The sequence below is a fragment of the Pedobacter sp. 01N416 genome (assembly GCF_056399685.1).
In genome coordinates this window covers 1-13,033 of record NZ_JBFTRT010000059.1, presented here as the reverse complement: position 1 = coordinate 13,033, position 13,033 = coordinate 1, and the positions used below count along the sequence as shown (strand labels likewise).

The window sequence follows — 13,033 nt, the reverse complement described above, 5'->3', positions numbered from 1 at the left end:
CCAATGAAGAGATTACCCGCCGTCAGGATCCGGTAATTTTAGGTGCAGGATCGTCTGATATGAAATTGCTTAGCTTAACTGAGGCACAGCAGATTTCTGATCGCATGAAGACAGCTTATGGTGTTGATGCCGGTTCGTTTGGCGATTACAACATCTATTCGCAGTCTAACAAATTCTTTAACCGCTTAGATTGGAACATCAGTGAAAGTACCCAACTAACCATCAGAAATAATACCATCATTTCGAAAGCAACAAACTTAGAAAGAGATCAGTCTAACTTCAGGTTTGGCGGTATCGATTTCAGACAGAACAATAATCAGACATCAACTGTTGCCGATCTTAAAACCCGTTTCGGAAATTCAGCTACCAACAATTTAATTGTAGGTTATTCTACCGTTCACGATTATCGTGATCCGCTATCCAATCCGGCTTTGCCGCAGATTGAGATTGCTTCTAATGGAGGAACATTGTTTTTAGGTACCGACCGTGAGGCAAGTATCTTCAACATGAAACAGAATACTTTCGAATTTACCGATAACTATACTTTCAGCAAGGGGAACCATACTTTTACCTTTGGTACGCACAACGAGTTTTATAACATCAACTATGGTTTCGTAAACTCATGGAATGGCCGTGTGGCTTATAGCAGCATCGCCGATTTCTTGGCCAACCAGCCAAACAGGGTACGTACAAGTTATAATTATGATGACAATACGCGTGATCACATTATTGCGAATCCAACTGCAGAGTTTAATGTGAACATGTACAGTGTTTATGGTCAGGATGAAATCCGTATTGGCGACCGTTTCAAATTAACACCGGGTTTACGCTTTGATATGGCTGATTTACCCAATATGCCGTCACTGAGTCCAAAAACAACTAATTCTCCGGTTGATGCAAATTATGGTACAACCTATACTTACACACAACCATCATCAATTACCGGGAAATTCCTGAACAAAATCCAGATTTCTCCACGTGTTGGCTTTAATTTCGATGTGTTGGGTAACCAAAGTTTGGTTATGCGTGGTGGTACCGGCTTGTTTACCAGTCGTGTTCCTTTTGCATGGATCGGTTATGCATATTACAACAATGGTGTAAACTATGGCGCTTTCGATAAATCGTACGTTTATGCCAATGCTGATCCTACCAAAATTGTAAAGCCAGTAGCGGGTACCGATCCGATCAGAGATGCTTTAACAGGTAATGGTGAAGCTGGTTATGTTACTAATCAAGGTGTTAATGTTAAAGATGCTAAAGGTGCAACACAGGTAGATTTGGTGGATAATAACTTTAAAATGCCAAAAGCATGGAGAAGTAATTTAGCCTTCGATTATAAAACAGACGACCAGTGGAAATTTACAGTGGAGGGAATCTTTAGTCAGGTGATTAAAGATGTGCAGTTTCAGCAGATCAACTATGTGGATAATCCTACTTACATGGCTTATGATACCCAGAAACAGCAGCCTATTTATTCAGGCACCAAAATTAATCCTTTATATACCAATGCCTACCTATTATCAAACACTGATAAAGGATATAAATATAGCTTAACCGCTCAGGTGAGTAAATCACTTCCTGTCGGTTTAGATATGATGGTGGCTTATACCTACGGACGATCGAAAGATATTGCCAATGGTATCCGTAATTCAATGGAATCTAACTGGCAGTTAAACCAGGCCCTTAGTCCAAATAACCCAGGCTTGGCCTATTCTAATTTCGATATCCGTAACAGGATTATTTCGACCATCAATTACAGATTAGATTGGGCTAAAAACGGTAAATATGTATCTAACTTCTCCTTGTTCTTCAGCGGCCAGTCAGGTTCTCCTTATTCATTGGGTTTAGTGAATACCAGGATCAATGGAACTGGCCAAACCGTAAGTTTGATGTATATTCCGGCTGTAGGCGAAACACAAAAGTTCYTTGCCAACAACGCAGCAGGAATTGCGCAAGCTGCCGCATTTGATGATTATATCAATAACGATAAATACTTAAGTACCCGTCGTGGCGATTTTACAGAGCGTAATGGTGCACGCACCCCTTGGAATGTTCAGGCCGATTTCCGCTTCTCTCAGGATATTCAGGTGGCAAAAGGAAAGCATCCACATGTACTTACCTTAACTTACGATATTATTAACCTCACCAATTTGGTAAATAAAGATTGGGGAATTCAATATTTTTCTCCTAATACTTATAATTCAATGGCAAGTGTAGGTATTAAGGTGGCAACTGCAGGTACACCAACCGCATATCCGGTATATACCTTTGCACAGAAAGATGTAACCTCTTATTCAAAAGATTTCTTTGCCTCACGTTACCAGATGCAATTGGGATTAAGATATAGTTTCTAATCTTTTTTAATATCAATATACAACGGTCTGACCTAAACAAGGTTGGGCCGTTTTTTTTGTGAGGCGATGGGCACCCATGGTGAGAATTCTATTTACTGCAAAAGCCGCAAACCATAAATTTTATAAAAATTAATATAAATGACAGAATTAATCTACGCGTAAAAATTCTCTGAAGTTGCCGTCATTTCGAGCGGAGTGCAACGCAGTCGAGAACCCAAAGGCTCAGCGAAGCWAAATCTGYCTAGATRGATCTCTCCTCCGAAGGAGTTYCTTTGGAACACTTCGCGTTGCTCCGGTAGATGACGACCGTTTGAAAACGCTGAAAATCTTTCTGATATAACCAATTAAACCTTTTCTATCCTTCCTCCGTCAAAATAAAACACACAGCATAAAGCTTGATTTATTTTTCACTTTTAAAAGGTTAGGTTATGAAAAGGATTGTAAATGCATTACTCTTATTGGTTATGGCGGTTAATTTTAGTGCATGCGTGGTGAGCGCACGTGCACCAAGGGCACACTGGGTACGCGGGCATTATAATATTGGCCCTCATGGCGGTCGGTATTGGGTGCCCGGGCATTACCGTTAATTTTTGCTATCGCCGCCATAAAAAGGCGGCGATTGTTTTTATAAGCACGTTAAAATGTAATTCCGTAACTAATGCGATTGTTGATTTAGATTGTAGGAATAAAATAATACATTAGCGTTATTAACACGATTTTAGCATATGCAAGAAGAAATTCTTTTACAGATTAGCCTTAAAATTAAAGAAAGACGTAAAGAACTGGGGATTACCGTTCAGGAGCTTGCAGATAAAGCAGAGGTAAGCAAGGGGCTGATCTCTCAAATCGAAAATAGTCGTACCATTCCGTCTTTAATGGTATTAATGGATATTATTAAAAGTCTGCAGATAGATCTGAACAGTTTTTTTAAGGATATCAATTTTCATAAAAAAGATGCCCCCGTTCTGGTGAAACGAAAAGATCAGTACCAGAAGTTCGAAAAAGAACAGGCTGTAGGTTTTAACTACTCGCGTATTTTAACTAAGAATATTAAGTTTTCGACTGCCGATTTTGTACTGCTCGAGCTCGAGGTGAATGCGCATCGCCCAATGGTGAAAACCGAAGCCTTCGAATTTAAATACATGATAGAAGGTAGGGTAGAATATCAGTTTTCGAAAAAGAAAATCATACTCGAAAAAGGAGACTCTATGCTTTTCGATGGAAGGCTTTCTCACACCCCGGTTAATATTGGCGATAGCAGGGCGCTAATGCTGGTGATTTATTTTTTTGAATAACATTTATGTAAACAAAGTTTATTAATACTTAACAAATACTTATCTTCATCTTTATAAACCAATCTTAGGTTTGGTAATAGAAAATATGAATATGAAAAGATTTTTGAAAAGTACTTTACTGTTACTTTGTTTATGTGCATTTGCCCAGGCGCAATCAAGAAAAATTAAACATGTTGTCTTAATTGGTTGCGATGGTTTTGGTGGTTACGCTTTGCCCGAAGCGAATATGCCTAATCTTAAAGCACTAATGGCTAACGGCTCGTGGACTACACAGGCACGTTGTGTATTGCCATCTTCCAGCGCTGTAAACTGGGCTTCCTTATTAATGGGTGCTGGACCAACCGAACATGGTTATACCGAATGGGACAGTAAAGTGCCCGAAATCCCATCCATCACCAACACATCTTATGGTTTGTTCCCTGGGATATTTAGTGTAATCAGAGATCAAAAAAAACAGGCTAAAACGGCTATTGTGTATAGCTGGAGCGGGATTGGTTATTTATTTGAAAAAGAAGCAGTAAACATCATCGTTAGCGGAAACGATAAAGATGATTTTTGCACCGATACCACTGTTGCGATTATCAAAAAAGAAAAACCTTATTTTACCTTTTTGCATTTAGACGAGCCTGATGGTACAGGGCATTCAATCGGTCACCGTACACCAGCTTATTATAAACAACTGGAGTTGGTAGACCAGCGGATAGGTAAAATTGTAAAAGCGGTTAACGATGCAGGCATAGCTGATGAAACCGTTATCCTGGTTACTGCCGATCACGGTGGTAAAGGTAAAGGCCATGGTGGTAAATCGCTTGATGAAGTGCAGATCCCGTGGATTATTTCGGGCCCTGGTATTCGTAAAAACCACGAATTAAAAGATGCAATTATTACCTACGATACAGCCGCAACACTGGCCTGGTTAATGAGGCTGCAACAACCGCAAAGTTGGAGAGGAAGGCCGGTATTAGAGGCTTTTACGAAATAAAATACAAGTCCTACATGGTAAAAATTTAACAATTTGATAATCTTGACATTGTTTACTAATAATAAACAATGTTTACTATTGTGTTTTTAAAAAATACATATGTCAATCAAATTAGTGGTGCTCGGTATGATAAACAAAATAAGCTGATATTAGGATGAGTTTGCTTCATCTTGCCCGCAAAAAAGCACTTAATTGGCCTTATTGGTTAATTACAATGCTTGGTGGCATAGCAGCATTTGGTTGTTATACCAGTATGTATGCCTTTCGTAAAGCTTTTGCTTCTGCTACTTTTGAGCATCAGGAATTTCTGCATATCGATTATAAAGTTTGGTTGGTTATTGCACAAATGGTAGGTTATACCTTAAGTAAGTTTTATGGTATCCGTTTTATTTCCGAATCGGGGAAAAGTAACCGGGCAAGGAGCATCATTTTTCTGATCCTTTTTTCTTGGCTAGCCCTGCTCGGATTTGCTTTGGTACCTGCTCCTTACAATATTGTATTTCTTTTCCTCAATGGTTTCCCTTTGGGCATGATCTGGGGTTTGGTATTCAGTTATTTGGAAGGAAGAAAAACAACCGAATTTATGGGTGCGTTGATGTCGATCAGTTTAATATTTGCCTCAGGTTTTGTTAAAACTGTAGCACGTACGCTGATGTCGTTTGCTTTGGTAACCGATTATTGGATGCCTTTTCTTACCGGACTGGTTTTTCTGCTTCCGCTGTTCCTGTTTGTTTTTTGTCTGGAGGTTATTCCGCCGCCTTCAAAAGAAGATCAGGAGTTACGTACCAAGCGGGTGCCAATGGATGCGAAACAGCGCAGAAAGTTTATCACAACATTTTTGCCAGGTATCATCTTAACCATTATCATCTACGTACTGCTTACCTGTATCCGCGATATGCGCGATAATTTCGAAGTAGAAATCTGGAATGGCTTAGGTATTCACAACAACCATATCTACACGCAGATTGATACCCTGATTTCGGTTGTGGTCTTGGTAATGATGGGGCTTTTGATCCTGATTAAAGATAACCTCAAAGCTTTTACCGTGATCCATATCATGATTATTTCGGGCTGTTTGCTAATTGGCGTAAGTACATTCTTTTTTGATAGGGGCTACATTGGGCCTGTTAGCTGGATGGCTTTACTGGGAATGGGACTGTATATGGCCTACATTCCCTATAATGCTATTTTCTTTGAACGGATGATTGCCAATTTTCATTACAAGAGCAACATCGGTTTTATTATGTATGTGGCCGATTCTATTGGTTACGTAGGTAGCTTTTCAATACTCCTGTTTCATGAGTTCGGTGATACGAATGCCAGCTGGATGCACTTTTTTAAACAGTGTTTGTTTGCTATACCATTAATTGGCGGGGTGTGTAGTGTACTTTCTTTGATCTATTTTAGAAGAAAAACTTTGGTTACAAACAAAAAGATGCAGGCGGCTGGGAGTGTAATTTTAGCAGGAAAGTGAAAAGATGTTTTTTTTGGATGTCATTTTTTGCCATGTAAGGAATATAAGGTCATTTAAGCTTATATGTTTCTTACATTTCTTAAATGGTAGAAGTATAGGGCGCGGAGGTCCTCAAGAGATCGTCATTCTCAACTTGACTGGGAACCAAGTAGTGCTCATGAATGCTTATGAAGAAAAGAAAGCTTATGTATAATCGTAATGCAATAAGCTTTAAGATTCCCGCCTGCGCGGGAATGACGCGTAATTTTTAAAAGATAAAGTAGCTAAACAATATTAACTCAACATTGATGTCTGGATGAATTAAAAATATCCTGAGATCAGCAAAAAATAAACAATGAATAAACATTTCGATCTTATTGTAATTGGTGGAGGGATTTTAGGAACATTCCATGCTTACCATGCTTTACTTTCGGGCAAATCGGTACTACAGCTCGAAAAAGACAATTTTCCGGTTGGCGCTACGGTACGCAATTTTGGTCAGGTGGTACCCTCGGGTATGGAAGCCGAGTGGTTCGAATATGGTGTGGCTGGCCTAGATATTTATAAATCGATTCAGCAGGAATTCGATATTTCCGTGCAGCAAAATGGTAGTGTGTACATCGCATCAGATAACGATGAGCAGACCTTAATCCATGAGCTGAAAGCACATTACGATACCATCGGTTACGAAACCGAATTGCTTAATCAGGAAGCGGTTTTAAAGAAATATCCTGCTATTAAATCTTCTTATGCCAAAGAAGCCATCTTTTTCCCCCAGGAAATTAGTGTAGCACCAGATCAAATGATCTACCGCCTGCATGAATATATGCAGACTAAGTTTGCACAATACACACTTAAATACAACAGTCCGGTTACCGCCTGCGAAAGCAAAGGCACTGGTGTTGAAGTAGGTTTAAGAAACAATACTGAACTTTTTACGGCAGAGAAAGCCATTATCTGTAACGGTTACGAATTTAAACTGCTTTATCCCGATCTGTTTAGTGAGAGCGGTATTGTGGTTAGTAAGCTGCAGATGATGCGCAGTATACCTATGCCAGAAGTAGCTTTAACAGGTAATATTTTAACAGGGCTAACCACCAGGCGTTACGAGAGTTTTGAACACTATTGCCCTTCTTTCAAAAGCATTAAAACCCCTGAGCATTACGAAGAGCTAAAAAAATGGGGTATCCATATCCTGTTTAAAAAGGCTGCAGATAATACGATCATTATTGGCGATTCGCATGTGTATGCCGATGTAAACCATTTCGACGATCTGGGTTTCGATTTAAGCCACCACATTAATGAGCTCATGCTCGAAGAAGCAGCCCGGATAGTTGATTTCGATGTGCGCAAACTGCAAAGTATCTGGGCCGGATTTTATCCGCAGCACGCAACAAAACATATTGTAACTTACGATCTCGACGATCGTATCCATATCCGTACAGCTATTGGCGGTAAAGGAATGACTGCTAGTGCAGGCTATGCCGCAGAAAGCATTAAGAAAATATTTAGTTAACAAATACTAAACAAAAATAGGGTATTTTGTTAACTAAAAGTTGGCATTAGGCTAACATACACATCTTATCATTGCATCTATAAAACCTAAAAAAAATTATAGATAAATGAAACATCTCTACAAGATGAAGATGTGCATGGTAGCTTTGCTGTTACTGTGCCTCACGCCTTATTTTTCCTGGGCACAAACAAAAATAGCTGGTCTGGTTAAAGACGATGCGCAGCAGCCGATCCCAGGCGTTAGCGTAATGGTAAAAGGGACTAAAAAAGCTACTTCTACCGATTTATCGGGCCGCTTTACACTTGATGCCAAAACAGGTGAAACACTTGTTTTTAGTTCGATCGGATTTCTTCCGCAAGAAGTTCAGGTTACTGGCGCAAACCTTACCGTAACTTTAAAAACAGACTCGAAAAATTTAAATGAGGTAGTGGTTACCGCCCTCGGTATCCGTAAAGAGAAAAGAAACCTGGGCTATGCCATTCAGGAGGTAAAAGGAGCCGATCTGGTAAAAGCCAGGGAAGCTAATCCGGTAAACGGATTGGTGGGTAAGGTTGCCGGTTTAACTGTTGGGGTATCTTCAGAACTTTTGGGCCGTTCGTCGCTTTACCTTCGCGGTAACGATGTTAATTTAGTTGTCGTAGATGGGGTGCCGATCAATTCGGATACCTGGAACATCAATCCCGATGATATTGATACTTATACCGTGCTTAAAGGCCCGGCAGCAGCGGCACTTTATGGTTATCAGGCTTATAATGGTGCATTATTAATCACCACTAAAAGAGGTAAACTGAGCGACAAAGGTTTTACTGTAGAACTAAATTCGAGCACGCAGTTTAACAAAGGGTTTATCGCTTTGCCGAAAAGCCAGGACGAGTACGGGCCAGGTGAGCACAGTGCATACGCTTTTGGTGATGGAAAAGGTGGTGGCTTAAATGATGGTGATTACGATATCTGGGGACCAAAATTCGACGGTCAGTTGATTCCTCAATATGATAGCCCGATTGTGAACGGCGTGCGCCAGGGTACGCCTTGGGTAGCCCGTGGAAAGGATAACTTAAAGCGTTTTATCCAAACCGGATTGCTTTCTGCAAACAACGTTGCCTTATCTTCTGCAACAGATAAGTATAATTTAAGGGTTTCTATTTCCAATAATTATCAAAAAGGAATTATACCGAACACACAATTAAACATCAACAATTTTAATGTGAGTGGCTCGTATAACATCAGTCCGAAATTAAGAGCCGAAGCCTACATCAATTATAGCCGCCAGTTTTCTGATAATATTCCTGATGTAAATTATGGACCGAACAGTGTGATTTATAACATGACCCTTTGGGGCGGTGCCGACTGGAATATCGACGATATGAAAAACTACTGGCAGCCGGGCAAAGAAGGAATCCAGTCTATTTACGCCGAGTACCAGCGTTACCACAACCCTTATTTTTTATCTTACGAGTGGTTACGCGGACATAAAAAGAACGATATTAACGGTTATGCCTCTCTAAACTACAATGTAACCAAAGGATTGGATGTATTGCTGAAAACGCAGATCTCTACTTACGATCAGTTAAGGACCGAGAAAATGCCGTTTTCTGCTCACCCATACGGACGTGAAGAAGGTTTGGGCGATTACAGGGAAGACCGCCGCAGCATGTTCGAAAACAATACGCAATTGATTTTAAAGTACAATAAAAATATTGGCGATTTATTCGAAATCAGTGCTTTTGGTGGTGGTAATGCCCGCAACTTCAGTTACAATTCGAGCTTTACCACAACCGATTATTTAAATGTTCCAAATGTATATAACTTCTCGAATTCTAAAAACCCGGTAAAAGCATTCGATTTCAATTCACAAATGTTGGTGTTAAGTGCTTTTTACTCAGTTGATTTGAGCTTTAAAAAGTACCTGAACATCAATACCACTGGCCGTGTAGATAAAAACTCTGCACTTCCTCCAGGCAACAATTCAGCATTCTATCCTTCGGTTTCGCTAAGCTCGGTAATCTCCGATTATGTAAAAATGCCTGCTTTTATTTCATTTGCAAAAGTAAGGGCATCGTATGCAAACGTTAAAGATCCAGGTTTGGGCACACAGGAATTTATTGGTGCAACGCCTCTGCAAACTTATCCAATTGGTTATGGTGCAGAATATACTTCGTCATATGGTGGTCCTGGTTATGGTCTTTCTTCGCCATACAGCATCAGGCCAACCTACAATAACCAAACAGGTGCCTATTATACCAACAACCTTATCGATCTGAATGCAGTAAAAGCGCAGAGCAGAACCAATTACGAAGGTGGTATCGATCTGAAGTTCCTTAAAAACCGGTTAGGTTTCGAAGCTACATATTTCAGGTATATCGATGGGCCGAAAATTATCAGACAAAATATCTCAGCAGCAACAGGTTACCAAACCAATACCATCAACGGCCGTAAAACGCAAAACAGTGGAGTGGAGTTAAGTTTATCTGGTGCACCAATCATGACCGACAAATTTGGCTGGGATGTTATGATCAACTGGTCTACCTATAAACAGATTTACAAAGAACTTGCCCCGGGCGAAACATCGGTTGATCAATTCTTTAAAACCGGCGACCGTATCGACAATATCTATGGTTCTGTTTTAGCTAAAACACCAAGCGGACAGGTGATTCATACTTCAAGCGGAACACCGGTTTCGTTACCGGTTAACCAGCTGCTGGGGCATGCCGATCCAAACTGGGTATGGAGCATCGGTAACAAATTCAGGTATGAGAATTTCTCATTCAGTTTCCAGTTAGATGGTAAAGTGGGTGGAGTAATGCAAGATTATGTGAGGTTAAAATCGTTCCAGGGCGGTCGTCAGATCGAAACCATCCAGGGTAAAATGGGCGAAGCCAGATATCAGGATTACCTGCGTGTAAACGATCCAACTTATAAAGGCACCTGGGTAGGCGATGGTGTGGTGGTTGCCAATAACGGTAAGCTCAATTTCGATCCGGTTACGGGTGTAATTACCAATTATGGTGACCTAACTTTTGCGCCGAATACCACTCCGCAGTTGTTGCAGGATTATCTGGGCGTTTTTTATGGTGCCAAAGAGAACACCATGATGAGCCGCACCTATGCCAAGTTGCGCGAAGTAACTTTTGGCTACCAATTGCCTAAGAAACTATTGGAGCGCACGTTTATCAAATCGGCCAATATTTCGGTAGTGGGACGTAATCTCCTGTACTTTATCAATTCTACTTATAACGATGTGGATGTAGATCAGTACTCGGGCAGAGAAGGTACCTCTACACTGCAAACACCAACTACAAGAAGTATAGGTTTTAACCTGAATGTTACTTTTTAACCTTTAGCAATAAGTATTATGAAATCAATATATAAAATCCTGTTCCTCTTCATTATCGTGGCTGTTTGCGGCGGGTGCAAGAAAGAATTTGAAGAAAATTTTAAAAATCCGAACCAGGCCGAAACCGTTCCGCCAAACTTATTATTGAACGGTATTTTGTTCGATATGTACGAAGCGCCTTTTTCGGGCTCAGAAAGATGGAACCAGTACACTGCAGCCAATTATTTCTATTACGCAACCAATAACTACGATTGGACAGGTGCTTCGTTAGATTACACGACTTTGAAAAATGTGGTAAAAATGGAAGAGGAAGCCAACCGTTTAGGCGGTGCGGTAGCTAAGCCTTACCTGGCACTTGCTAAATTCTTTAAAGCGTATTATTTTGTGAAAATGAGTTTGAAAGTGGGCGATTTACCAATGACTGACGCCTTAAAAGGTTTCGCCAACTTAACCCCGAAGTACGATACCCAAAAAGATATTTTTAAACAATCGTTAACCTGGTTAGAAGAATCGAACAACGATTTATCGGCTTTAATTGTTGCAGGCAACAAGGAATTAAAAGGCGATATCTACCTTAAAAATGACCTGGTAGCCTGGCAAAAGGTGGTGAATACCTTTAAATTACGGACTTTGATCAATTTGAGCACAAAAGCAGATGATGCCGACTTACAGGTAAAACAACAATTTGCTGCGGTATTGGGCAACCCGACCAAATATCCGGTTATGGAGAGTATGGCCGATAATCTTCAGTTTGTGTATAACGAGAGTTTTAACAAATACCCGAACAATAAAGATAATTTTGGTAATGATGCCCTGCGTTACAATATGGCTGGTACGTATTTAAATACGCTTTCGACCCTTAAAGATCCCCGGGCCTACATGGTTGCTGAGCCGGCAAGAGGAATAGCCGAAGCCAATGGTTACGCCATTACCGATTACCGCAATTTTATTGGTGCACCTACAGGTGAAGATCAGGGGATAATGTTGGATAAGGTACAGAAGGGACTGTATTCGCTGATTGGCCGTTATCGCTATTATAGTGGTTATACAGCCGAAAATACTTTTATCATTGCTTATCCTGAGCTTTGTTTTATCAAAGCAGAGGGCATTAACCGCGGTTGGGCTACTGGCGATGCCGAAAGCTGGTATAAAAAAGGGATTCAGGCTTCTGTTRGTTTCTATGGTATTAAAGACGGTGTTAATGTGGTCACCTTTTTGAAAAAGGATGGGAAGCTGGGCGAATTTGAAAATTTTAATATTAATTTCTCTTTCGAAAGCGATTATTATTCGCAGGCTGCGGTTAAATATGCCGGTAATACAGCCGATGGTTTAAAGCAGATCCTGACACAGAAATACCTGGCTTATTTCCGTAATTCGGGCTTCGAAGCTTACTATCAGTACCGCAGAACAGGTGTGCCAACTTTCGATTTAGGTCCTGGCGTAGGTAATAGCAACAGGATTCCCAAGCGTTTTCAGTACCCCAATATCGAAAGAACAACCAATGGCGAAAACCTAAAAGTAGCATTGCAACGTCAGTATAATGGTGTAGATGATATTAACCTTGCGCCTTGGATTGTTAAATAGAAGAGGGTAACCTGTTGATATTCAGTTTTAAATCTGCAAAACGATCCTCCGCCGTAAAGGGAGGATCGTTTTCTTAAATAATAATTGAATTAATTTTTGCATAAATAGTTTAAAAGCGCTAATATTGCACTCCCAAAACGAACAAGGGTATTTAACTGCAAAGTGTAAATAAACCTCGTTTTAGGAAACGACCAGTACTCCTTCTTAGCTCAGCTGGTTAGAGCATCTGACTGTTAATCAGAGGGTCGCTGGTTCGAGCCCAGCAGAGGGAGCCAAAACCCACAACGAAAGTTGTGGGTTTTTTGCGTTTAGGGCTGGGCGAGAAGTCTATCCTGAGCGCAGACGAAGGGAGCCCAGCAGAGGGAGCCAAAACCCAAAATAAATTTGTAGGTTTTTTGCGTTAATAACTTTTTAAAGTAAATATTTCTTTTTAGCTCAGCTTCGTTGAAGATTGGTTTATAGTTGATTTTCCTGTGTATTTCAAAATTTATTGATAGCTTTAATCAATCTAACCC

8 protein-coding genes and 1 tRNA gene are annotated in these 13,033 nt (G+C 40.4%); all 9 read left to right on the top strand.

Annotation, left to right across the window (positions count from 1 at the left end; genetic code table 11):
• Positions 1-2,354 (top strand): outer membrane beta-barrel protein (locus AC1DND_RS05355; protein ID WP_477579717.1); only part of this gene is annotated, 2,354 nt, incomplete at its 5' end.
• A 428-nt stretch (positions 2,355-2,782) separates the two neighbouring features.
• Entirely contained in the window at positions 2,783-2,941 is a 159-nt protein-coding gene (locus AC1DND_RS05350; protein ID WP_167346157.1) for a hypothetical protein, read from the top strand.
• Between the two features lie 138 nt (positions 2,942-3,079).
• Positions 3,080-3,649 (top strand): helix-turn-helix domain-containing protein, encoded by a 570-nt coding sequence (locus tag AC1DND_RS05345; RefSeq protein ID WP_477579715.1) that lies wholly within the window; start codon positions 3,080-3,082, stop codon positions 3,647-3,649.
• A gap of 91 nt (positions 3,650-3,740) precedes the next feature.
• On the top strand, positions 3,741-4,631 hold the full coding sequence (locus AC1DND_RS05340; protein WP_477579713.1) for an alkaline phosphatase family protein: 891 nt from the start codon (positions 3,741-3,743) through the stop codon (positions 4,629-4,631).
• A gap of 154 nt (positions 4,632-4,785) precedes the next feature.
• Complete coding sequence (locus tag AC1DND_RS05335) at positions 4,786-6,105, top strand: DUF5690 family protein (protein WP_477579711.1); 1,320 nt, start codon at positions 4,786-4,788, stop codon at positions 6,103-6,105.
• A 334-nt stretch (positions 6,106-6,439) separates the two neighbouring features.
• Positions 6,440-7,600, top strand: coding sequence for a TIGR03364 family FAD-dependent oxidoreductase (locus AC1DND_RS05330; protein ID WP_477579709.1), 1,161 nt, complete (start codon positions 6,440-6,442; stop codon positions 7,598-7,600).
• Between the two features lie 106 nt (positions 7,601-7,706).
• Entirely contained in the window at positions 7,707-10,934 is a 3,228-nt protein-coding gene (locus AC1DND_RS05325) for a SusC/RagA family TonB-linked outer membrane protein (protein ID WP_477579707.1), read from the top strand.
• A gap of 18 nt (positions 10,935-10,952) precedes the next feature.
• Positions 10,953-12,518, top strand: a complete 1,566-nt coding sequence (locus AC1DND_RS05320) for a SusD/RagB family nutrient-binding outer membrane lipoprotein (RefSeq protein ID WP_477579705.1) — start codon at positions 10,953-10,955, stop codon at positions 12,516-12,518.
• A gap of 198 nt (positions 12,519-12,716) precedes the next feature.
• Positions 12,717-12,793, top strand: a tRNA-Asn gene (locus AC1DND_RS05315).
• Positions 12,794-13,033: the final 240 nt, after the last annotated feature.